Source organism: Streptomyces sp. NPDC093984, from assembly GCF_044764595.1.
Classification (GTDB): domain Bacteria; phylum Actinomycetota; class Actinomycetes; order Streptomycetales; family Streptomycetaceae; genus Streptomyces; species Streptomyces cynarae.
The window spans coordinates 244678-268906 of the sequence record NZ_JBIWIM010000010.1; the positions used below are offsets into that span (position 1 = coordinate 244678).

A 24229-nucleotide genomic window follows, 5' to 3' on the forward strand; every position below is an offset into this window, starting at 1 on the left:
CCCGGAAGCACACATTCCTCACCATTCGGCTGGCATATGCCAACCGCAATCCGGGGCCGGTGACACCCCAACTGGCCTGCAGAAACGGGCCAGTTGGGGGCAATCACCGGGTGAGGTCGGCGCGACAGCCTTAAGGTTGCCTTAAGGCTTCCATAATCCGCCCCATCGGGGGACACGAAAGGGGACGCGGCGTCAACTGCGAGTGGATCAGCGGAACTTGCTGAACAATTCTCAGGTTACGCCCTCCAGGCGGGTCCTCAGAGGAACTTCGCCTTGCCCGGCCCCTCCTCCACGAAGCTGCGCATCCCGCGCTCCCGGTCCTCCGTCGCGAACAGGCCCGCGAACCAGTTGCGTTCGACCGCGAGACCGGTCTCGATGTCCGTCTCGAGCCCCGTGTCGATCGACTCCTTGGCGGCGCGCAGCGCGATCGCCGGCCCCTGGGCGAGCTTCGCGGCCCAGGCGTGCGCCTCGGCGTACACCTGCTCGGCCGGGACGACCCGGTCGACCAGCCCCAGCGTCAGCGCCTCGTCCGCCTTCACCTGGCGCCCCGTGAAGATCAGGTCCTTGGCCTTGGACGGGCCGATCAGCCGGGCCAGCCGCTGCGTGCCGCCCGCGCCCGGGATGAGGCCGAGCAGGATCTCCGGCTGCCCCAGCTTGGCGTTCTCGCCGGCGATGCGGTAGTCCGCGCACAGCGCCAGCTCGCAGCCGCCGCCCAGGGCGTAGCCGGTGACGGCGGCGACGACGGGCTTGGGGATGCGGGCGACGGCGGTGAAGGAGTCCTGCAGGGCGCGCGAGCGCAGGACCATCGCGGTGTGGTCCATGCCCTGCATCTCCTTGATGTCCGCGCCCGCGGCGAAGACCTTCTCCCCGCCGTAGAGGACCACGGCGCGCACGTCCTCGCGGCGCGTGACCTCCTCGGCGAGCTCCTTGAGCCGGTCCTGGGTGGCGACGTCCAGCGCGTTCATCGGCGGGCGGTCCAGGCGGAGGGTGCCCACGCCCTCGGCGACTTCGAGATGCACAGTCATGGGAGGAGGTTAACGGGGACTAACGACAGCGGGCCCGGTGTGCTCGCTCACAGCGGCACACCGGGCCCGGTCACTGCGGATCGGCCGTTACTCGATCCACTGGTCCCAGGGCATGTTCCAGCCGTTGAGCCCGTTGTCGGGCGCGACCGTGGCGTCGTGGGAGTTCTTCACGATGACGACGTCACCGAGCATCGAGTGGTTGTAGAACCAGGCGGCCGCCACCGAGCTGTCGTAGCCGCCCTTCACATCGCGCAGGCCGACGCAGCCGTGGCTGGCGTTGTAGTTGCCGAAGGCGTCGCCGCCCCAGTAGTTGCCGTGGATGAAGGTGCCGGAGTCGGTCAGGCGCTGGGCGTGCGGCACGTCCTTGATGTCGTACTCGCCGCCGTAGCCGACCGTTTCGCCGTTCATCCGGGTCACCACCTGGCGCTCGCTGATGACCATCTGGCCGTTCCAGGTCTCGTAGCCGGGCTTGCCCGTGGTGACCGCGAGGGTCTTGACGACCTTGCCGTCCTGCTTGACGACCATCGTGTGCGCCTTGGCGTCCACGGTGGAGACCTGGCTGCGGCCGATGGTGAAGCTCACCGTCCTGACCTGCTCGCCGTAGACGCCGGGGCGGCCCTCGACGCCGTCGAGGTTCAGGTTCACGGTGACCTTGGTACCGGGCTTCCAGTAGTCCTTGGGCCGGAAGTCGAGGCGGTCGTTGCCGAACCAGTGGCCGCGGACCTCGACGGCGGGCTCGGTCTTGATGGTGATGGCCTTCTCGACGTCAGCCGGGTGGGTGATGCCCCGGCTGAACCGGACCGAGAACGGCATGCCGACGCCGACGGTGGAGCCGTTGTCGGGCGTGTAGACGCCGACGAAGGTCTTCTTCGGAGTGAGCGTGGTGAACGAGGAGTCCGCGGCGGAGGTCCGGCCCGAGGCGTCCTTGGCGACCGCGTGGACCTTGTACGTGGTGGCCGCGGCGAGATGGGTCGACGGGGTCCACGAGGCACCCCCGCCGGTGATGGTCCCGGCGATCTCGTGGCCCTTGGGGTCCTCGACCCTGACCTGGGTGAGACTGCCCTTGGCCGCGGTCACCTTGAGGGCACCGCCGGTGTCCACGCCCTTGGCGCCGTCCTTCGGGGCTATCGTGACGACGGCCTGCGACTGCTTGGCCACCGCCTTGCCGCCGTCCTTGTCCTTGGCGTCACCGCCTCCCCCTCCCCCGCCGCACGCGGTGGCGGTCAGCAGGAGGGCGCCGAGTATCAGCGCCGAGAATCTCTTCCCACCACGTCCCCGCCCACCGGCCGACGCGCCCGATATGGGTCGCCCGTTCACGTTCCCTCTCCCCTCGCACGGCCCGATCGACTCAGGCCCCCCACTCCAGCGCGTCCCGCACGCGCATTGCGCAAATCAATCACACGCCACGGCCCCATGACTCCCCGCCGCTGTCACTGTTCAGTCCCAACTCGGGACCGCGCGAAGGCGCACCGTCGACTGCCGGATGCGCCCCCTGACGTGCTGCTGAGCCGGGCTGTCACCTTTTCGGGTGATCGCGGGCAACATCTTCGTTCCATAGCACTTGATGCTTGTCACCGGCCGGAGGTTGCATCGCGGTGGCCGAAGGCGTGGGCGAAAGTCCGTTTCGATGCCCGAAACGCCGAATACTCCCGCTGACACCCGCCCGTTCAGGGCTGGTCGACGGCCCCGCCCGCCGTCCAGTCGCTCCAGCTCATGTTCCACCCGCCGAGCCCGTTGTCGGGAGCGACCTGCTTGTCGTCGCTGTGCACGACCTCGATGACGTCGCCGACGAGGCTGCGGTCGAAGAACCAGCCCGCCGGGGTGTCGGAGCCGCCGCCCCTGACGTCCTTCAAGCCCACGCAGCCGTGGCTGACGTTGCTGTGCCCGGGGGCGTCCGGGGCCCAGTAGTTGCCGTGGACGAAGGTGCCGGACTCGGTCAGGCGCATGGCGTGCGGGACGTCAGGGATGTCGTACTCGCCGCCGAAGCCGACCGTGCGGCTGTTCATGCGGGTGACCGGGAGCATCTCCATCACCACCATCTTCCCGTTGTACGTGGTGGTCTTCGGGGCGCCCGCGGTGATCGGCACGGTGGCGAGCAGCCGGCCGTCGCGGCGGACCCGCATGGTGTGCCGGGCCGCGTCCACGACGGAGACCTGGCTGCGGCCGATGGTGAAGGCGACGGTCCGGTACTGCTGTCCGTAGACCCCGGGCGCTCCCTCCACGTCGCGCAGCCGCAGGGTGACGGTGACGCGGGTGCCCGGCTTCCAGTAGTCCTCGGGGCGGAAGTCGAGGCGGTCCCTGCCGAACCAGTGCGGGCGGATCTCGACGGCGGGGCTGGCGGTCACACGGATCGCGCGCTCGACGGCGGCCCGGTTCTCGATCTGCCGGTTGAACTGAACGGACACGATCATTCCGGTGCCGACGGTGGATCGGTCCTCCGGGACGACGTACCCGATGAACCGCTGCTCCGGGACGTAGGTGGTGAACGTCGCGTGGCGGGCCGAGCGGCGGCCGTGGCCGTCGAGGGCCACCGCGTCGACCGTGTACCGGGCGGCGAGGGCGAGGCGGGGGTCGTCCGGCTCCCAGACGGTGCCGTCCGCCGAGAGGCGGCCGGGGACCGGGGACTGGCGGGCGTCCTGGGACCTGACGACGGTCACCGACTCCAGGCGGCCGCTCGCCACCCGCACCCGCAGCCGCCGGTCGGCGGGCACGGACCTGCTGCCGTCGTCGGGGGAGATCCGGATGAGGTCCGCGGGCCCCGGATTCTTTCCGAAGACGCCGTCGAGTCCATGGCCGGTGCAGCCGGCCAGGAGGGCCGCCCAGGTCAGTGCCGCGGCCAGTGCGGCGCCTGCGCGCCGCGCGCGCGTGTGTACGTGCGTCACGACTTTTCTCAACGACCCAGCCGCTCCCGGGAAACGTGAGTGCGAGCCGCGCACTGGGCAGAACAGGGGGGAGGACGACGGGAGAGGGTACGCGGCCGGGACGCCGTGCACCCGTTTTCCCGTCGTTCCGCGAGCCGCGGGAGGCGTGTACGTGTCCAGCGCAGCCGAGCAGGAGGCAGTGCAGGAGGAGCGGGCGGGCGAGGGACGGTCCGCGCGCTCCGCCGCCGTGCTGAACGGCAGGCGGCGCCCGGTGCCCACGGTGCCCGTGTGGCCGGGTGCGCCGACCCCGCTCGGGGCGCGCTTCCGGGCCGGCCCGGACGGGGTCGCGGGCACCAACTTCGCGCTGTGGGCGGGGGGCGCGGAGGCGGTCGAGCTGTGCCTGTTCGACGGACCGGGTCCGCAGAGCCGGGAGACCCGGGTCCGGCTGACCGAACTGACGCACGAGATATGGCACGGTTTCGTCCCGGGCGTGATGCCGGGGCAGCGGTACGGCTACCGGGTGCACGGCCGCTGGGACCCGTGGACCGGCGCCCGCTGGAACCCGGCGAAGCTGCTCCTCGACCCGTACGCGCGCGCGGTCGACGGGGAGTTCTCCCTGCCCCCGGAGGTGTACGGGCACGTGCGGGACTGGCCCGACCAGCACGTCGCCGACACCGTGCGCGACGACCGGGACTCCGCGCCGCATGTCCCCAAGGGCGTCGTGGTGCACGATGACGACGACTGGGCGGACGACCACCGCCCGAAGACGCCGTGGGCGGACTCGGTGATCTACGAGCTGCACGTGCGCGGCTTCACGCGCCTGCACCCGGACATCCCCGAGGAGCTGCGCGGCACCTACGCCGGCCTCGCGCACCCGGCGGCGGTCGAGCACCTGGTGAAGCTGGGCGTGACAGCCGTCGAGCTGCTGCCCGTGCACCAGTTCGCGCACGAGGACCACCTGCTGCGCCGTGGCCTGAGGAACTACTGGGGCTACAACTCGATCGGCTACTTCGCCCCGCACGCCGCCTACGCCTCCACCGGCACCGCCGGCCAGCAGGTCGGCGAGTTCAAGCGCATGGTGAAGGCGCTGCACGCGGCCGGGATCGAGGTGATCCTCGACGTGGTCTACAACCACACCGCGGAGGCGGGCGAGCTGGGCCCGACGCTGTCGCTGAAGGGCATCGACAACCGCGGCTACTACCGGCTGCAGTCCGACGCGCGCCGCTACGCGGACTACACCGGCTGCGGCAACACGCTGCACGTGGTGCAGCCGCAGGTGCTGCGCCTGATCACCGACTCGCTGCGCTACTGGGTGACGGAGATGGGCGTGGACGGCTTCCGCTTCGACCTGGCGGCGGCGCTCGCGCGGTCGATGCACGACGTCGACATGCTCTCCCCGTTCCTCGCGGTCATCGCCCAGGACCCGGTGCTGCGCCGGGTCAAACTGATCGCGGAACCGTGGGACGTGGGCTCGGGCGGCTACCAGGTCGGGGCGTTCCCCCCGCTGTGGACGGAGTGGAACGACCGCTACCGGGGTGCCGTACGGGACTTCTGGCGGGGCGCGCTGCCGGACGTGCGGGACCTCGGGTACCGCCTGTCGGGGTCGAGCGACCTGTACGCGTGGGGCGGCCGCCGCCCGTACGCCTCGGTCAACTTCGTCACCGCGCACGACGGTTTCACCCTGCGCGACCTGGTGTCGTACGAACGCAAGCACAACGAGGCCAACGGCGAGGGCAACCGCGACGGGTCCGACGACAACCGCTCATGGAACTGCGGCGCGGAGGGCGACACCGACGACGAGCGGATACGGGCGTTGCGGCGCCGGCAGCTGCGGAACCTCCTGACGACCCTCCTGCTCTCGACGGGCGTGCCGATGCTGGTCGCGGGCGACGAGATGGGCCGCACCCAGCGCGGCAACAACAACGCCTACTGCCAGGACAACGAGATCGGCTGGGTGGACTGGAGCCTGCCGGCCGACCCCGGCTGGCGGGCGCTGTTCGACCTGACGTCCCGTCTGATAGCGCTGCGCCACCGCCATCCGGTGCTGCGCCGCCGGGCGTTCTTCTCCGGGCGACCGCAGGCGGCGGACGGCCTGAGGGACCTGGCGTGGTTCACGCCGCGCGGGGCGGAGATGACGGAACGCGACTGGTACGCGCCCGCCGCGACCCTCGGCATGTATCTGTCCGGCCGGGACATACCGGGCCGGGACGCCCGGGGCGCACCCGTGGTGGACGACAGCTTTCTCGCGGTGCTGCACGCCGGGGACCGCCCGGTGAGCTTCGTGCTGCCGGGGTCGCCGTGGGCCGGGCGCTACGAACTGGTCGTGGACACCGCCCGCGAGGAACAGGCGGAGGCGCCGGGGACGGAGTACCGGGCGGGCGCGACGGTGACGGTGCCGGCCCGGGCGGTGCTGCTGCTGAAGGTCGCCGGCTGAGGGCCTGACCCGGACTCTGCGGCCGTCAGCCGAGGATCCCCCGGTCGTAGGCCACCGCCACCGCCGCCGCGCGGTCGTTGACGCCGAGCTTGGCGTAGAGGTGCGTGAGGTGGGTCTTGACGGTGGCCTCGCTGATGAACAGGACGCGGGCGATCTCGCGGTTGGAGGTGCCCTTGGCGACGAGCGCCAGCCTCCCGTTCGCGGGCCGTCCTCGTCCTCACCACGTAGGACTTGCGCAGAGCGTCGACTTCGATGACGGGTTGCCCGGTCGTCCGGGTCATGCTGGTCATGCATCGAGGTTCTCGGGCGGACCGGGTCCGGCACATCGGCCGTCCCGCTCGAAGGAGCATCAACCGATCGGCTGACGGGGTGATACGACCGCGTGGCCGCCGGATCGTACGGCTCCTCGAACACCCAGGTCGTAGGACCAGCGGTGGACCTCGGGCGGGCCGAAACTCGGTGGGCAGTGTCAGTGCCGATCCGTAGGCTCGCACTGATGCCGACGACACGTGCAACCACCAGCGACCGTTCCGCCGTCCGCACACTGCTGCGCCTGTGGCCGTATGTGCGCCCGGTGCGGCTGCGGCTGTTCACCGCGGCGTTCGTCGCGATCGTCGCCTCCTGCGTGGGACTCGTGATCCCGCTCGTCCTGAAGTGGATGGTGGACGGTCCCGTCACCGACCGGGACCCGGCGGGGGTGTGGCTCGGCGCGCTGTACCTGCTGCTGCTCGGGATCGCCGAGGCCGGGCTGTTCGGGGTGCGGCGGTGGCTGGTGGCGCGGCCGCTGTCGCGCGTCGAGGCGGAGATGCGGGCGGATCTGTACCGGCATCTGCAGCGGCTGCCGGTCGCCTTCCACGACCGGTGGGCGTCCGGGCAGTTGCTGTCCCGGGGCACGACGGATCTGATGCTGCTGCGTCAGTTCCTGGCGTTCCCGCTGACGTTCCTGCTGGTGAACGGCGTGACGATCCTGGTGGGTGTGGTCATCATGCTGCTCCAGGACTGGACCCTCGGACTGGTCGTCCTGGGGCCCGGCATCCCGGTCGTCGTGATGTGCGCGGTGTTCGAGCGGCGGTACGCGCTGGTGGCGCGGCAGGCACAGGACCAGGTGGGCGACCTGACGACCGTGGTCGAGGAGAGCGTGCTCGGCATCCGCATCATCAAGGGGTTCGGGCGGCACCGCAGCCAGGCCCGGGCGTTCCGGGAGCTGTCGCGGACGCTGCGCGGGACGGAGCTGGCGAAGGCGCGGCTGCTGGCGGCGATCTGGGCGGTCATCGTGACGCTGCCGGAGGTGGCCCTCGGGGCGGCGCTGGTCGTCGGGGCGGTGCAGGTCGCGGACGGCGGGCTGTCGGCGGGAACGCTGGTGGCCTTTCTCTCCACGGCTCTCGCGCTGCGGTGGCCGGTGGAGTCCATCGGCTTCCTGCTGGCGATGAGCCAGGAGGCGGCGACGGCCACGGAGCGGTACTTCGAGGTGATGGACGAGGAGCCGGAGGTAGCTGCGGGCAGTCGTGCCGCCGGGGCGGCACCGGCGGGCGCCGGGGCCACCTCCCAGGCCGTCGAGGCAGTGGGGGAGGGACCGCGGACCACCGCGCTGCGGAACCGACCTCCGGGCAGCACCAGCACCGAGCAACCCGACGGCCTGCGGTTCGACAACGTTTCCTTCCGCTACCCCGACGCACCGACCGACTCCCAGCCGATCCTCGACGGCATCGACCTCCACGTCCGCCCCGGCGAGACCATGGCCCTGGTAGGAGCCACCGGCAGCGGCAAGACCACCCTCACCGCGCTCATCCCCCGCCTGCACGAGGTGACCTCGGGACGCATCACCCTCGACGGAGTCGACATCACCGCCATGTCCCGAGAAGAGCTCCGTTCCAAGGTGGCCGTCGCCTTCGAGGAACCCACCCTCTTCTCCGCCACCGTCGCCGCCAACGTCCTCATGGGCGCCCCCGACACCGCCGGCGAGGAGGAGCTGGAGCGCGCCCTCGCCGTCGCCCAGGCCGACTTCGCCCACGCCCTCCCCCACGGCACCCGCACCCAGGTCGGCGAGCAGGGCCTCAGCCTCTCCGGAGGCCAGCGGCAGCGCCTCGCGCTGGCCCGCGCCGTCGTCGGCACCCCCCGCTTCCTCGTCCTGGACGATCCCCTCTCCGCCCTCGACGTGCACACCGAGGCCGCGGTGGAGGTCGCCCTGCGCCGCGTGCTGGACGGCACGACCGCCCTGGTCGTCGCGCACCGCCCCTCCACCGTCCTGCTCGCCGACCGCGTCGCCCTGCTCTCCGGCGGCCGTATCGCCGCCGTCGGCACCCACCAGGAACTGCTGCGCACCAACGCCGAGTACGCCCATCTGATGTCCGGAGACGCCGCACACCCCCAGGACAGCGAGGAGGCCCGATGACGGCGCCCACGACGACCGCGCCGAACGACGAGGAACAGGACCGGGAGGGACCCGCCCCGGACCCCGCCGCCTCCGACGACCCCTTCGACCGCGACGCCCTCCCCACGCCCCCGGGAGCCACCGCCGCGCTGCTGCGCTCGCTGCTCGCCCCGCTCAGGGCCCGAACCGCCCTGACCTGCGTCCTGCTGCTGCTCCAGCAGGCGGCGGTGCAGGTGGGCCCGCTGCTGGTGGCGTACGCCATCGACCGCGCCGTACCGGCGTTCCGGCACGGCGACCACGGACCGCTGATCGCGGTGGCGGTCGGCTACCTGCTGTCCGCCGCGGCCTCCGGTGTCCTGCAGTACGCGTTCACGATCGCCTCCGCCCGCGTCAACCAGGATGTACTGCTCGACCTGCGCGGCCGCATCTTCCGCCACGCGCAGGCGCTGAGCATCGACTTCCACGAGCGCTACACCTCGGGCCGGCTGATCTCGCGGTCCACGACGGACGTCGAGTCGCTGCGCGAACTGCTCAGCGAGGGCCTTCAGGAACTGGTCACGGTCATCCTGTCGTTCGTCTTCATCTCGGCGATGCTGCTCTGGCTCGACCTGGGCCTCGGCGCGGTCGCGGTGGCCTCCATGGTGCCGCTGTACGGGCTGGTGCGGCTCTACCGGCGCCGGGCGGGACGGGTCTTCCGCAGGCGGTCGACCGCGATCGCCGCGGTGATCGTGAAGTTCGCGGAGACCATGAACGGCATCCGCCCGGTGCGCGCGTTCCGCCGGGAGGAGGCCAACGACGCCGACTTCCGCGTCCTGAACCGGCGGCACGAGCGGACCAACGGCGACGCGCTCCTGGAGATGGCCCGCTATGTCACCGGCTCCCGTCTGGTGGCCAACACGGCGGTGGCCGGAATCGTGCTGTGGGGCGCGTACCGGGTGGCGGAGGGCTCCCTCGCGCTGGGTGTCCTGGCGGCTGCGGTGCTGTACCTGCGGCGGCTGTACGACCCCATCGACCGGCTCGGCATGTTCCTGAACTCCTACCAGTCGGCCGCGGCCTCGCTGGAGAAGATCGCGGGGCTGCTGGCGCAGAGGCCGTCGGTGCCGGAGCCGGCCCATCCCAGCGAGCTTCCGCCGCTGAAGGGCGACCGGCCGGGCCGCGAGGTGGTCTTCGAGGAGGTCCGGTTCGCGTACCGCACGGGCGGCGAGGTGCTGCCGCGCTTCTCGCTCACCCTGCCGGCCGGGCAGACGGTGGCGGTGGTCGGCGCGACCGGCGCGGGCAAGTCGACGCTCGCCAAGCTGCTGGCCCGTTTCTACGACCCCACCGACGGCCGCGTCCTGCTGGACGGCGTGGACCTGCACGACCTCGCGCTGCCCGACCTCAGGCGCTCAGTGGTCATGGTGACCCAGGAGGCGTTCCTGTTCTCCGGGACGGTCGCCGAGAACATCGCGATCGGCCGCCCTGACGCGACCCGCGAGGAGATGGAGCGGGCGGCGAAGGCGATCGGCGCGCACGACTTCATCGCCGCGCTGCCGGAGGGCTACGACACCGACGTCCGCAAACGCGGCGGCCGCATCTCGGCCGGGCAGCGGCAACTCGTCGCGTTCGCCCGGGCGTTGCTTGCCGACCCTGCGGTGCTGATCCTCGACGAGGCGACCAGTTCCCTCGACGTCCCGGGCGAACGGGCCGTGCAGCGGGCGATGGAGACGGTGCTGCGGGGCCGTACGGCCGTGGTGATCGCGCACCGGCTGTCGACGGTGGAGATCGCCGACCGGGTGCTCGTGATGGAGGGCGGCCGCATCGTCGAGGACGGCAGCCCGGCGGAACTGATCGCGGGGACGGGACGGTTCGCGGATCTGCACCGGGCCTGGCGGGACAGCCTGGCGTGAGCGCCTTCCGAGGCGAACGGGGAGACGGGGAGACGGGGAGACGGGGACGGATGATCGACACGTACGAGGATCCCGGCGAGCCCGACTGTCGTGGCGGCTGGCGGTACCTGTGGTGGCTGGTGACCCGGCAGCCGGGGCGGTCCGTCACGGGGGCGCTGCTCGGCAGCGTCTGGATGGTGCTGCTGGCGGCGACGCCGTACCTGATGGCCCGTGCGGTCGACGAGGGTCTTCGGCCGGGTGACATGGGCGCCCTCGCCGGGTGGTCCACGGCGCTGTTCGCGGTCGGGGCGTTCAACGCCTGGCTGAGCATCATGCGGCACCGCGTGATGACCCGGGTGCGGATGGACGCCAACTTCCGCACGGTGAAGCTGGTCGTGGGGCACGCGGTCCGGCTGGGGGCCGCGCTGCCGCGGCGGGCCGGGGCCGGTGAGGTGGTCACGATCGGCGTGGGCGACGTGCACACGATCGCCGGCGCCCTGACCGTCGTGGGCCCCGGCGTCGGCGCGGTCGTCGCGTACCTGGTGGTCGCCGGGCTGCTGCTGTCGGTCTCCGTGCGGCTCGCCGCGGTCGTGCTGCTCGGCGTGCCCGTGATCGCCCTGATCGTCGGGCCGCTGATGGGGCGGTTGCAGGGCACGGAGGCGGAGTACCGGGAGCGGCAGGGCGTGCTGACCGCCCGGATCGGCGACCTCGCGGGCGGGCTGCGGGTCCTCAACGGCCTCGGTGGCAAGGGGCTGTTCGCCGACGCCTTCCGCCAGGACTCCCAGCGGCTGCGGGAGCAGGGGTACCGGGTCGGGTCGGTGACCAGCTGGATGCAGGCGCTCGGGGTGGGGCTGCCGACGCTGTTCCTCGCCGTCGTGACCTGGCTCGCGGCGCGGCTGGCCGCCCGGGGGGACATCACCGTGGGTGAGCTGGTGGCGGTGTACGGGTATGTCGCCGTGATCGTGCGTCCGGTGGCGTTCTTCCTGGAGTGCGGCTACCAGCTCAGCCGTGGCGTGGTGGCCGCCCGGCGCGTCGTACGGCTGCTGCGGCTGGAGCCGGAGCCGGACGACGGCACGCGCGACGCTCCGCCGGAGCCGTCCGTGCTGCACGACCCGGAGTCCGGGGTGCGGGTGCCGCCGGGGCGGCTGACCGCCCTGGCCGGGGCGCGGCCCGCGGACACCGCGGCGGTCGTCGACCGCCTGGGCCGGTACGTTACGTCGGAGGCGACCTGGGGCGGGGTGCGCCTGGACGACATCCCGCTGTCACAGGTGCGGGAGCGGATCCTCGTCGCCGACAACGAGGCCGACCTGTTCGCCGGGACGCTGCGCGAACTGGTCGCGGGCGCCCGGGAGTCGCAGGACGTCGGCGACGCGGCGATCGGGCGGGCGGTGCACGCCGCTGTCGCCGACGACATCGTGCAGGGCCTGCCGGACGGGCTCGGCTCGGCGATCGACGCGCAGGGACGCAACCTGTCCGGCGGCCAGCGGCAGCGCGTCCGGCTCGTGCGGGCGCTGCTCGCCGACCCGGAGGTGCTGTTGGCCGTCGAGCCCACGTCGGCGCTGGACGCGCACACCGAGGCCGCGGTCGCGCAGCGGCTGCGGGAGGCGCGCGAGGGCCGTACGACCGTGGTGACCACCACCTCCCCGCTGGTCCTGGACCGCGCGGACACCGTCCACTACCTGGTCGACGGCAAGGTCGCGGCCACCGGGAGCCACCGGCGGCTGCTGGAGACGGAGCCGGGCTACCGGGCGCTGGTGGCGCGGGACGACGACACCGCCGATGCCGAGGAGGTCGTGGCGTGAGCCGGGGACAGCTGCCCGTGGCCGGACCCGTCGACGTGCGGCGGGCCGCCGTCCGGCTGGTGCGGGCCGACGTGCGGGCCTTCGCCGCCGTACTGGCCCTCAACGCGGCGGCGTCCGGGGCCGGGCTCGCCGGGCCGTGGCTGCTCGGGCGGATCGTCGACGAGGTCCGGTCCGGGGGCGGCGTCGGTGCGGTGGACCGCCTGGCGCTCGGCATCCTGCTGTGCTCGCTGGCGCAGTTGCTGCTGTCGCGCTGGGCCCGGTACGTGGGGCACCGCTTCGGGGAGCGGACGCTGGCCCGCGTGCGCGAGGAGTTCGTCGACCGGGTCCTCGCGCTGCCCGCGTCCGTGGTGGAGCGGGCCGGCACCGGGGACCTGACCGCGCGCGGCACGGCCGACGTGGCCACCGTGGGCACCACGTTGCGCGACGCCGGCCCCGAGCTGCTGATCAACACCGTGCAGGCGCTGTTCCTGCTGGGCGCGGTCTTCGCGCTCGACCCGCTGCTCGGCGCGATCGGCGTGTTCGCCCTGATGCCCATCTGGTGCGTGCTGCGCTGGTATCTGCGCCGGGCCAGGCACGGCTACCTCGCCGAGGGCGAGGCGAACTCCCAGGTCGCGGAGATCGTGGCGGCGACGGCGTCCGGGGCGCGCACGGTGGAGGCGTTCCGGTTGCAGGAGCGGCGGGTCGCGACGAGCCGGGACGCGCTGGACGTCTCCCGGCGCCGGCGCCTGTACACGCTGTCCCTGCGGTCCGTGTTCTTCCCGGTGGTGGAGGTCTCCTATGTCCTCCCGGTGGCCGGGGTGCTGCTGGCCGGCGGGGTGCTGCACGCGCACGGGGTGATGAGCCTGGGGTCGGTGGTGGCCGCGGCGGTGTATCTGCAGCAGTTCAGCTCACCGCTGGACGAGATCCTGATGCGGGTCGAGCAGTTGCAGAGCAGCGGCGCGTCCTTCGCCCGGGTGGAGGGGCTCGCCCGGGCTCCGCAGGCCGACCCGGAGGGCACACCGGCCGTCCCGGCGGACGACCGGATCGACGTGACGGACGCGCGCTACGCCTACGACCGCGGGGGCGAGGTGCTGCGCGGGGTGGACCTGACCGTGCGGCCGGGGGAACGGCTGGCGGTGGTCGGCCCCTCCGGCGCCGGCAAGACCACCCTGAGCCGGCTGCTGGCCGGCATCGACGCGCCGACCGGGGGCTCGGTGACGGTGGGCGGTGTGCCGGTCGCGGACCTGGGGCCGGAGCGGCTGCGCCGCCAGGTCGTCCTCGTCACCCAGGAGCACCATGTCTTCCTCGGCACGGTCCGCGACAACCTGCGGGTCGCCGAACCGTCCGCGACGGACGAGCAGCTGTGGGCGGCGCTCGCCGCGGTGGGCGCCGCCGACTGGGTGCGGGAGCTGCCGGACGGCCTGGACACCGAGCTCGGGCCGGCGGGTTGCCGCACGGACGGCTCACAGGCCCAGCAACTGGCCCTGGCCCGGGTGGTGCTGGCCGACCCGCACACGCTGATCCTCGACGAGGCCACGGCCCTGCTGGATCCGACGACGGCCCGCCACACGGAGCGCGCACTGGCGGCGGTCCTCAAGGGCCGCACGGTCATCGCGATCGCCCACCGCCTCCACACGGCCCACGACGCGGACCGGGTGGCGGTGATGGAGGACGGCCGCCTGACGGAACTGGGCACGCACGAGGACCTGGTGACGGCGGAAGGGCCGTACGCGGCGTTGTGGCGGACGTGGCACGGCGAGGGCGCGCCGTAGGGCCACGCGTCCAGCCGTCGTACGCCGCCGCCCGCCGAATGCCTCCACCCGGCGATCTCTCCAACATCGGCTGAACAGTCCGTATATCGGACGTGACCAACCGGCCAACGAACGATTTCCAGCCAACTTATTGACGAGATCCTGACAATTACTTGGCTCTCTGCCACGCTTCCCACGGCCCTCCACAGCTACCCCACAGCTTCGGCCGCTGTGCCGGGCCGAGACACCCTTCACGCACTGCGCACCCGCACCTGGTTCCGCGTTCCGCCCCTGTTCTGCCCGGACGGCCCACCCTCCGTCCGGCCTCCCCTGGCCGCGCGACCCGCGGCCACGCAGAAGGAGTCAGTGTTGAGAAGCAGTTCCTCTCGCAGACGCACCTCCCACACCCCCTCCCGCCGCGCCGCCGCCGTCGCCCTCGTCGGCGTCTCGGCCCTGCTCGCCGCCGCCGTCCAGTCGGGCGCCGCGAGCGCCGCACCGGCCGGCCCCGCCGCCGGGAAGTTCGACCCCGCCCACGCGGCCCTGAAGCTCTCCCCCTCGCAGCGCGCCGAGCTGATCCGCGACGCCGACGCGGCGAAGGCGGACACCGCCAGGGAGATCGGCCTCGGCTCCCAGGAGAAGCTGGTCGTCAAGGACGTCGTCAAGGACGGCGACGGCACGCTCCACACCCGCTACGAGCGCACCTACGCCGGCCTTCCGGTCCTCGGCGGCGACCTGGTCGTCGACACGGGCAAGTCGGGGGCGCCGCAGAAGGTCGTCAAGGCCACGCAGGCCGCGCTCAAGGTCGCCACGCTGACCCCCGCGATCGCCCCCGCGAAGGCGGAGAAGCAGGCGCTGTCCGTGGCCCGGGCCGCGGGCTCGAGCAAGACCGGCGCGGACCAGGCGCCCCGCAAGGTGATCTGGGCGGCGAGCGGCAAGCCGGTGCTGGCGTACGAGACGGTCGTCGGGGGCTTCCAGGACGACGGCACGCCCAACGAACTGCACGTCATCACCGACGCCGCCACCGGCAAGGAGCTCTACCGGTACCAGGGCGTCGAGACCGGCATCGGCAACACCCAGTACAGCGGCCAGGTCACCCTGACCACCACGCAGTCCGGGTCGACGTACACGCTGAACGACGGCGCGCGCGGCGGACACAAGACGTACAACCTCAACCGAGGCACCTCCGGCACCGGCACGCTGTTCTCACAGTCGAACGACACCTGGGGCAACGGCACCACGTCCAACGCCGCGACCGCGGGCGCCGACGCCCACTACGGTGCGGCCGTCACCTGGGACTTCTACAAGAGCAGCTTCGGCCGCAGCGGCATCAGGAACGACGGCAAGGCGGCCTACTCGCGGGTCCACTACGGCAACGCGTACGTCAACGCCTTCTGGGACGACGGCTGCTTCTGCATGACCTACGGGGACGGCTCCGGCAACGCCGACCCGCTGACCTCCCTCGACGTGGCGGGCCACGAGATGAGCCACGGTGTCACCTCCAACACCGCGGGGCTCAACTACAGCGGTGAGTCCGGCGGTCTGAACGAGGCGACCAGCGACATCATGGGCACCGGGGTGGAGTTCTACGCCAACAACGCCTCGGACCCCGGTGACTACCTCATCGGCGAGAAGATCGACATCAACGGCGACGGCACCCCGCTGCGCTACATGGACAAGCCCAGCAAGGACGGCGGCTCCGCCGACAGTTGGTACTCGGGCGTGGGCAACCTCGACGTCCACTACTCGTCGGGCGTGGCGAACCACTTCTTCTACCTCCTGTCGGAGGGCAGCGGCGCAAAGGTCATCGGCGGGGTGAGCTACAACTCGCCGACGTCGGACGGGCTTCCGGTCACCGGCATCGGCCGGGACAAGGCGCTGCAGATCTGGTACCGGGCGCTGACCACGAAGTTCACCTCGACCACCAACTACGCCGGCGCCCGCACCGGCACGCTCGCCGCGGCGGGTGAGCTGTACGGCACCTCCAGCGCCGAGTACAAGGCGGTGCAGGACGCCTGGGCGGCCGTCGCGGTCGGGTCGCGCTCGGGCGGTGGCGGCGGCGGTGGCACGTCGTACGAGAACACGACCCCGGTCTCCATCCCGGACAACGGACCCGCCATCACATCGTCGATCACCGTCTCCGGCAGGACCGGAAACGCGCCGAGCAACCTCCAGGTGACCGTCGACATCACGCACACCTGGCGCGGCGACCTGGTGATCGATCTGGTCGGCCCCTCGGGCACCTCCTACCGCGTGAAGAACTTCAGCTCCTCCGACTCGGCGGACAACGTCAAGGCGACCTACACGGTCAACGCCTCCTCCGAAACGGCCAACGGCACCTGGAAGTTGAAGGTCCAGGACCAGGCGGCGCAGGACGTCGGCACGCTCAACAGCTGGAAGCTGACCTTCCCGTAAACCGCCCCTGAGCAGCGCGGACAGGGCACCGTCCCCGAGGTGGGCCACCTCGGGGACGGACCCGTTTACATGCCCGCAACGTTCACCTGCGAGTCGACTTTTGGCCAACATCACTTCGAGGTCCTGACATGTACGCGACCTCGTGGCACGCTTCCACAGCTGCCGCACATGCACCGCAACTTCACAACCGATCCGGCCGGTAACCCCACGCCGCCCGGAATCCCCCACAGAAGGAGCTTGTGTGACTCCCCGCTACGCGCGTCACCAGCGCACCACGCTGGCCATCGCCACCGCCGTCGCCGCCGGAGCCCTCCTCACCACGGGCCTGACCGCGAACGCCTCGGCCCAGACCCAGGCCGCCTCCGCCGGCAAGGCGCCCCTCGCCGCCGCCCCGACCTACCTGTCCGCCGCGGCCCGCACCTCGCTCATCGCGAAGGCCGAGGAGAACGCCGCCGAGACGGCCCGGCAGATAGGCCTCGGCGCCAAGGAGAAGCTGGTCGTCAAGGACGTCGTCAAGGACGTCGACGGCACGGTCCACACCCGCTACGAGCGCACCTACGCCGGCCTTCCGGTCCTCGGCGGCGACCTCGTCGTCCACTCCAAGTCCGGCAGGACCGAGGGCGTGACCAGAGCGAGCGGCGCGGCCGTCAAGGTGGCCTCGCTCAAGCCGCAGATCGCCGCCGCCAAGGCCGAGAAGCAGGCGCTGACCGTCGCCAAGGCCGCGGGCTCGGACAAGACCGCCGCCGACAGCGCGCCCCGCAAGGTGATCTGGGCGGGCAGCGGCAAGCCGGTCCTCGCCTACGAGACGGTCGTCGGCGGCCTCCAGGACGACGGCACCCCGAACCAGCTGCACGTCATCACCGACGCGGCCACCGGCAAGAAGCTGTACGAGTACCAGGGCATCGAGACCGGCACCGGCAAGACCCTGTACTCGGGCACGGTCACCCTGAACACCACCCTGTCCGGGTCGACCTACCAGCTGTACGACACCACGCGGGGCGGCCACAAGACGTACAACCTGAAGCACAGCAGCAGCTCCTCCACGGGCACCCTGTTCACCGACTCGGACGACGTCTGGGGCACGGGGGCGGCCTCCAGCTCGTCCACGGACCAGACGGCCGCCGCGGACGCCGCCTACGGCGCCCAGGCGACCTGGGACTTCTACAAGAGCACCTTCGGCCGCAGCGGCATCAAGAACGACGGCAAGGCGGCCTACTCCCGCGTCCACTACGGCAACGCGTACGTCAACGCCTTCTGGGACGACAGCTGCTTCTGCATGACCTACGGCGACGGCTCCGGCAACACCCACCCGCTCACTTCGCTGGACGTGGCGGGCCACGAGATGAGCCACGGCGTCACCTCCAACACGGCCGGCCTGAACTACAGCGGCGAGTCGGGCGGTCTGAACGAGGCGACCTCGGACATCTTCGGCACCGGCGTGGAGTTCTACGCCAACAACGCCTCCGACCCCGGTGACTACCTCATCGGCGAGAAGATCAACATCAACGGCGACGGCACCCCGCTGCGCTACATGGACAAGCCCAGCAAGGACGGCGGCTCCGCCGACTACTGGTCCTCCGGCGTCGGCAGCAAGGACGTGCACTACTCGTCCGGTGTCGCCAACCACTTCTTCTACCTCCTGTCGGAGGGCAGCGGCGCCAAGACGATCAACGGCGTCAGCTACAACTCGCCGACGTACAACGGCTCCACGGTCACCGGCATCGGCCGCGCCAAGGCGCTGCAGATCTGGTACAAGGCGCTGACCACGTACATGACGTCGACGACGAACTACAAGGGCGCCCGCACGGCGACCCTGAACGCGGCGTCCGCCCTGTACGGCTCCGGCAGCACCGAGTACAACGCGGTGGCGGCGGCCTGGTCCGCGGTCAACGTGAACTAGCACGCGCGGCCGACACGGCGGCCCCCGGCGGGAAGGTCACGCCGGGGGCCGCCCTAGGCTGGGCGCATGTCCTTCACCTACGCGGATGTCGGCGCCACCCGCGAGCCCGGCCACTGCCCCGAGGGCTTCCGCCCGCTGCACGTCCGTGCTCGCATCGGCGAGGGCGAACAGGTGTTCCGCCGGGCCGCCGAGGCGGTTCTGACCTGGGAGCTGCACCGGGCGATGGGCGTCGGCCTCTCGGTCACCGAGGACAGGGCGGCCCCGGGGGTGGACGTCACCATCACCCTGGCCGGCATGATCAAGGCCCCGTGCCGCGTGGTCTGGACGCTCGAGGAACCCCGCCGCGCCGGCTGGGCGTACGGCACGCTGCCGGGCCACCCGGAGTGCGGCGAGGAGTCCTTCGTGGTGGACCGCACGGGCGACGGCACGGTCTGGCTGACGATCACGGCCTTCAGCCGGCCCGCCAAGTGGTACACGAGGGCGGGCGGGCCGGCCGCGCGGGGTCTCCAGCACGCGTACGCACGGCGGTGCGGGGCGGTGCTGCGGAGGCTGTGCGGGGATCCGGACGAGTGAACCGTGCGGCCGCGCAGTCGGTTGTGCGCAGCCGCACGGTCGCCGGCCCACTACCTGCCTGTCGGGTGCTCTGCTTGGGCGGGCCCCTACCGCATCAGCACCCCCGCCGCCCCCACCACGTCCTCCGACGGCACCGCCATCAGCCCCAGCTCCGCGCTCGACGCCAGCAGCCGGTGCGACGGCAGGATCCGGACCGTGTAGCCGAACGGGCCCGTGCGGTCCAGGGACAGCGGTCCCTCGTACAGCCAGCGGCCTTCGGAATCCGGACCGCCCGCCGGTTTCAGCGGCACCGGTGTCGCGTCCTCCAGGCGGTCCTCCATGTCCACGCGGCCCGCCACCGCCTGCACCTCCACGTCGTCCGGCCCCAGCTCGCCGAGGCCGACCCGGACGCGGAGCACCAGCGTCGTACCCAGCTCCGCCGTCGCCGTCGTGGCCGACGTCTCGACGTGGTCGACCGTGACCGACGGCCAGGCGGAGCGCACACGCGCCTTCCAGCCCGCCAGCTCCCGCGCCGCCCGAGGTGTCATCGACCGGTGCGCGTGGGCCGCCGGGGTGTACAGGCGCTCCACGTACTCCCGGACCATCCGGCCCGCCAGCACCTTCGGGCCCAGGTGCATGAGAGTCTGGCGGACCATCTCGATCCAGCGGTCCGGCAGCCCGCCCTGGCCCCGCTCGTAGAAGCGCGGCGCCACCCGCTGCTCCAGCAGCTCGTACAGCGCCGCGGCCTCGAGGTCGTCGCGCCGGTCCTCGTCCGTGCCCGCGCCGTCGGCGGTGGGGATCGCCCAGCCGAAGTCCGGCTGGAACCATTCGTCCCACCAGCCGTCGAGCACCGACAGGTTGAGGCAGCCGTTGAGCGCCGCCTTCATCCCGCTCGTCCCGCACGCCTCCAGCGGGCGCAGCGGGTTGTTCAGCCACACGTCACAGCCCGGGTAGAGCTTCTGCGCCATCGCCATGCCGTAGTCGGGGAGGAACACGATGCGGTGACGCACCCGCGGGTCGTCCGCGAACCGGACCAGCTCCTGGATCAGGCGCTTTCCGCCGTCGTCGGCGGGGTGGGCCTTTCCGGCCACCACGATCTGGATCGGGTGTTCGGGGTGCAGCAGCAGTTCCATCAGGCGGTCGGGGTCGCGCAGCATCAGCGTCAGACGCTTGTACGACGGAACGCGGCGCGCGAAGCCGATCGTCAGGACGTCCGGATCGAGGACGCCGTCGATCCAGCCCAGCTCCGCCGTTCCGGCACCACGCTGCCGCCAGGACGCGTACAGCCGCTCCCGGACCTCGAGGACCAGCTGCTCGCGCAGCACCCGGCGCAGGTCCCAGATGTCCTGGTCGGGGATCTCCGCGATCGCGTCCCAGCGCTCGCGCCCGCCGTCCGTCATGGCGTCCTCGGTGCGCTCGGCGCCGATCTGCCGCGCGCCGAGCCGGAACACCTCCGGTGCCACCCAGGTCGGCGCGTGCACCCCGTTCGTCACGGACGTGATCGGCACCTCGTCGGCGTCGAAGCCCGGCCACAGGCCCGAGAACATCTCCCGGCTGACGTTGCCGTGGAGGAGGGACACCCCGTTGGCGCGCTGGCCGAGGCGGAGCCCCATCACGGCCATGTTGAACAGGTTCGGTTCGCCGCCCGGGTAGGTCTCCATGCCGAGCCGCAGGATCCGTTCCACGTCGATGCCCGGCAGCTCGGCGTCCGGGCCGAAGTGGCGGGCCACCAGCTCCCGGTCGAAGCGGTCGATGCCGGCCGGGACGGGGGTGTGGGTGGTGAAGACCGTGCCGGCGCGCACGGCTTCCAGAGATGAGTCGAAGTCGAGCCCGCCCTGACACAGTTCCGCGATCCGCTCCAGGCCGAGGAAGCCCGCGTGCCCCTCGTTGGTGTGGAACACCTCCGGCTCGGGGTGCCCGGTCAGCCGGCAGTACGTGCGCACGGCGCGCACCCCGCCGATGCCGAGCAGCATCTCCTGGAGCAGCCGGTGTTCGCTGCCGCCGCCGTAGAGCCGGTCGGTGACGCCCCGTTCGCCGAAGTCGTTCTCCTCCACGTCCGAGTCGAGCATCAGCAGCGGTACCCGGCCCACCTGGGCGAGCCAGACACGGGCCTTGAGGCGGCGGCCGCCGGGCAGGCCGAGACAGACCTGGGCGTGGGTGCCGTCCGGCTCGCTCAGCGGCGTGAGCGGCAGCTCGTGCGGGTCGAGCACCGGGTAGTGCTCCTGCTGCCAGCCGTCGCGGGAGAGCGTCTGCCGGAAGTAGCCGTGCCGGTACAGCAGGCCCACGCCGATCAGCGGGACGCCGAGGTCGCTGGCCGCCTTCAGATGGTCCCCGGCGAGGATGCCGAGGCCGCCCGAGTACTGGGGCAGCGCGGCCGTGATGCCGAACTCGGGCGAGAAGTAGGCGATGGCGGCGGGCAGGCCGGAGGACCGGTCCTGGGACTGGTACCAACGCTCGCCGGTGACGTAGTCGTGCAGATCGTCGGCGGCCGCGGTGAGGCGGCGCAGGAAGCGGCGGTCCTCGGCCAGTTCGGCGAGCCGGGCGGGCGGCACGCTCCCCAGCAGCCGCACCGGGTCACCGCCCGAGGCGGCCCACCGCTCGGGGTCGACGGACTGGAAGAGGTCACGGGTCTCCGCATGCCACGACCAGCGCAGGTTGCGCGCCAGGTCGCTCAGCGGCTGGAGGGCTTCGGGGAGGACGGGACGTACGGTGAACCTGCGGATGGCCTTCACGGATTCCACCTTCACGGAGGACGTACGTAGCGCCTCCGACGGTACGCTGCGCTCCGCCGTGGCGGCGACGGCATCCGCGCGGTTACCGCCGGGTTCGTAGGCATCCGGGAGTGCGGCGGCCGCCGCCGGGGGGCTCCGTCCCCCAGACACCCGATCGGCCTGAACGGCCTCCTCAAAGGCCGGACGGGCTGTTTGCGGTCAGTCCCCGGCTGAGACGCGGACCCGTCACTCTCCACCCCGGCCGACCTAAAAACAACGCAACTTTTACACATCCGCCATCCCCGATATGGCCGATTCCCCACGCATAGGCGACCTTGTGGCGGTTCGCCCCCGCACGAGAGGCTTCAGGCGGCGTACCGGTCGCGAACTGCGGCCGGGCCGCGCCGAGTTGGGAGGGGAACTCGAGTCATGGCACGGACGAGAAAGGCGCGTCTGCGCTGGGCGGGCGGTCTGACCACCATCGCCACGGTCGCGGCGCTCGCGGCCGTCGCACAGCCCGCGCAGGCCGCCCCGGAAGGAACCGTCCTCGGCGCCGGTGCTCCCGGCGCCGTCAGCGGCAGCTACATCGTGACGCTCAAGGGGGGAACGGAGGCCCTGTCGGCCGCCGGCAAGGGCATCGCCGAGAAGTACGGGGCGAGAATCAGCCACACCTACGGCAGTGCGCTCAACGGCTACGCGGTGACCGTCGACGAGCGGCAGGCCCGGCGTCTCGCGGCGGACTCCCGCGTGGCCTCGGTCGTTCAGGACACCCGGGTCGCGCTCGACCACTACCAGAAGAACCCGCCCTCATGGGGCCTGGACCGGATCGACCAGCCGAACCTGCCGCTCGACAAGGGCTACACCTGGCCCGAACCGGCGGGAGCGGGCGCGACGGCGTACGTCATCGACACCGGCATCCGCATCTCGCACAAGGACTTCGGCGGCCGGGCGAGCTACGGCTGGGACTTCGTCGACAACGACGCGACCGCCCAGGACGGCAACGGACACGGCACTCACGTCGCCGGCACCATCGCGGGCACCGCGTACGGAGTGGCCAAGCAGGCCGAGGTCGTCGCCGTGCGCGTCCTCGACGACAACGGCTCCGGTACCACCGCGCAGGTCATCGCCGGCATCGACTGGGTGACCAAGCACGCGCGGAAGCCCGCGGTGGCCAACCTGAGCCTGGGCGGCTACGCGAACGCCCAGCTCGACGCGGCCGTGCGCAACTCCATCGCCTCCGGCGTCACCTACGCGGTCGCCGCCGGCAACGACGGGCTCGTGGCCGGCCTGTACTCCCCGGCCCGGGTCGATCAGGCCATCACGGTCGGCGCCAGCGACCGGAAGGACGCCAGGGCGAGCTTCTCCAACTGGGGTTCGAGCCTGGACCTGTTCGCCCCCGGCGCGGCGATCACCTCGGACTCGAACACGAGCGACACCGGCACCGCCACACTCTCCGGCACATCGATGGCGACACCGCACGTCGCAGGCGCCGCCGCCCTCTATCTGGCCCGCCATCCCAAGGCCACCCCGGCGCAGGTGAGCCAGGCCCTCGTACGGCGGGCGGTCTCCGGGAAGATCAAGGGAGCGGGCATCGGGTCGCCCAACAAGCTGCTCCAGGTCGACAATCCTTGACCGCCGGTTAACCGGACACGCGTACGCTGACCGGCCTCGCCCCTTGTCACGGGCGGGGCCGGTCCTCTTGGCTGTACTGAATGCGGCCGGTCTTGAACGTAGACATACGCGTGAGTAGTTAACAAAGTGCCGGAATGCCCACCCGTACTGCGGGAAGGCTCCCCCGGTAACCCCGCCGGCCCACCTTCCGACACCCCATCCGCCCGGACATGTTGACGCGGACAGGAGCGGTCATGCCCCCGACGCACCACTCGCCGGCACCCCCGGCACCTGGCACCAACCCCGCACGACACACCGACGCCGGTCCCCCCGCCCAGCGGAAACCCGCCTCGGACGCGGGACCGAGCCCGGCGCCGGACACCGGCCCCGTCCTCGGACGCATCCCCGTCCTCGACGTACGCCCCCTCGTCCTCGGCGGCCGACGCCCGGCCAAGGCCGTGGTCGGTGAGGAGTTCGAGATCTCCGCGACGGTCTTCCGCGAGGGCCACGACGCCGTCGCCGCGAACGTCGTCCTCACCGACGCCGAAGGCCGCCGGGGACCCTGGACACCGATGCGTGAACTGGCCCCCGGCACCGACCGCTGGGGCGCCACCGTCTCCCTGCCGAGCGAGGGCCGCTGGACCTACGCCGTGGAGGCGTGGAGCGATCCGGTCAGCACCTGGCGCCACCACGCGGGGATCAAGATCCCCGCGGGAATGGACACCGAACTCGTCCTGGAGGAGGGCGCACGGCTGTACGAGCGCGCGGCCACCGGCGTCCCCGAAGGCGAGGACGGGCAGGACGTGCTGCTGGCCGCGGCCTGTGCCCTGCGCGACACCGGCCGCCCGGCCGCCTCCCGCCTCGCGGCGGCGTTGACTCCTGAGGTGGATGCGGTGCTGGCGCGGTATCCGTTGCGTGAACTGGTGACGTCTTCTGATCCGTTGCCGTTGGTGGT

The 24229-nt window shown here is 71.9% G+C and carries 14 protein-coding genes and 1 pseudogene; 10 read left to right on the plus strand and 5 right to left on the minus strand.

Translation table 11 applies throughout. The annotated features are described in order from the left end of the window. Positions 1-257 precede the first annotated feature (257 nt). From ACIRC0_RS30530 to ACIRC0_RS30540, 3 genes are all read right to left on the minus strand, one after another. The gene (locus ACIRC0_RS30530; protein ID WP_366028879.1) at positions 258-1025 is read right to left on the minus strand and encodes an enoyl-CoA hydratase-related protein; all 768 of its coding nucleotides are present in this window, start codon (positions 1023-1025) and stop codon (positions 258-260) included. 87 nt (positions 1026-1112) lie between these two features. Then, positions 1113-2342, minus strand: coding sequence for an Ig-like domain-containing protein (locus ACIRC0_RS30535; RefSeq protein WP_403622314.1), 1230 nt, complete (start codon positions 2340-2342; stop codon positions 1113-1115). 350 nt (positions 2343-2692) lie between these two features. Then, entirely contained in the window at positions 2693-3907 is a 1215-nt protein-coding gene (locus ACIRC0_RS30540) for an Ig-like domain-containing protein (RefSeq protein WP_403622317.1), read from the minus strand. Between the two features lie 151 nt (positions 3908-4058). Here ACIRC0_RS30540 and glgX point away from each other — a divergent pair, with 151 nt between their 5' ends. After that, the gene (gene glgX, locus ACIRC0_RS30545) at positions 4059-6320 is read left to right on the plus strand and encodes a glycogen debranching protein GlgX (RefSeq protein WP_403622319.1); all 2262 of its coding nucleotides are present in this window, start codon (positions 4059-4061) and stop codon (positions 6318-6320) included. Positions 6321-6345: 25 nt separating this feature from the next. On the opposite strand, the pseudogene ACIRC0_RS30550 reads toward glgX, so the two are convergent. Continuing rightward, positions 6346-6529 (minus strand): annotated as a pseudogene (locus tag ACIRC0_RS30550) (response regulator transcription factor); the annotation flags it as partial. Positions 6530-6816: 287 nt separating this feature from the next. Between ACIRC0_RS30550 and ACIRC0_RS30555 the strand changes: the two are divergent. The 7 genes from ACIRC0_RS30555 to ACIRC0_RS30585 all read left to right on the plus strand — a co-directional run bounded on the left by ACIRC0_RS30555 (position 6817) and on the right by ACIRC0_RS30585 (position 18973). Further along, entirely contained in the window at positions 6817-8712 is a 1896-nt protein-coding gene (locus tag ACIRC0_RS30555) for an ABC transporter ATP-binding protein (protein WP_403622322.1), read from the plus strand. Then, entirely contained in the window at positions 8709-10577 is a 1869-nt protein-coding gene (locus tag ACIRC0_RS30560) for an ABC transporter ATP-binding protein (protein WP_403622325.1), read from the plus strand. Before ACIRC0_RS30555 ends, ACIRC0_RS30560 begins: the two co-directional genes overlap by 4 nt. Positions 10578-10627: 50 nt before the next feature. After that, entirely contained in the window at positions 10628-12358 is a 1731-nt protein-coding gene (locus ACIRC0_RS30565) for an ABC transporter ATP-binding protein (protein ID WP_403622328.1), read from the plus strand. Further along, a complete protein-coding gene (locus tag ACIRC0_RS30570) occupies positions 12355-14109 on the plus strand; it encodes an ABC transporter ATP-binding protein (protein ID WP_403622331.1) in 1755 nt (584 codons plus the stop codon). Before ACIRC0_RS30565 ends, ACIRC0_RS30570 begins: the two co-directional genes overlap by 4 nt. Before the next feature lie 348 nt (positions 14110-14457). Beyond that, the gene (locus tag ACIRC0_RS30575) at positions 14458-16500 is read left to right on the plus strand and encodes a M4 family metallopeptidase (protein ID WP_403622334.1); all 2043 of its coding nucleotides are present in this window, start codon (positions 14458-14460) and stop codon (positions 16498-16500) included. Positions 16501-16741: 241 nt separating this feature from the next. Beyond that, a complete protein-coding gene (locus ACIRC0_RS30580) occupies positions 16742-18400 on the plus strand; it encodes a M4 family metallopeptidase (protein WP_403622337.1) in 1659 nt (552 codons plus the stop codon). Between the two features lie 66 nt (positions 18401-18466). Further along, entirely contained in the window at positions 18467-18973 is a 507-nt protein-coding gene (locus tag ACIRC0_RS30585; RefSeq protein ID WP_403622340.1) for a DUF1990 family protein, read from the plus strand. An 86-nt stretch (positions 18974-19059) separates the two neighbouring features. Here ACIRC0_RS30585 and ACIRC0_RS30590 read toward each other — a convergent pair whose 3' ends face one another. After that, positions 19060-21684 (minus strand): glycosyltransferase family 1 protein, encoded by a 2625-nt coding sequence (locus ACIRC0_RS30590; protein ID WP_403622343.1) that lies wholly within the window; start codon positions 21682-21684, stop codon positions 19060-19062. Between the two features lie 408 nt (positions 21685-22092). Between ACIRC0_RS30590 and ACIRC0_RS30595 the strand changes: the two genes are divergently transcribed. Both ACIRC0_RS30595 and ACIRC0_RS30600 read left to right on the plus strand, forming a co-directional pair. Continuing rightward, a complete protein-coding gene (locus ACIRC0_RS30595) occupies positions 22093-23295 on the plus strand; it encodes a S8 family peptidase (protein WP_403622346.1) in 1203 nt (400 codons plus the stop codon). A gap of 233 nt (positions 23296-23528) precedes the next feature. After that, a partial coding sequence (locus tag ACIRC0_RS30600) for a maltotransferase domain-containing protein (protein WP_403622349.1) occupies positions 23529-24229 on the plus strand: 701 nt, incomplete at its 3' end.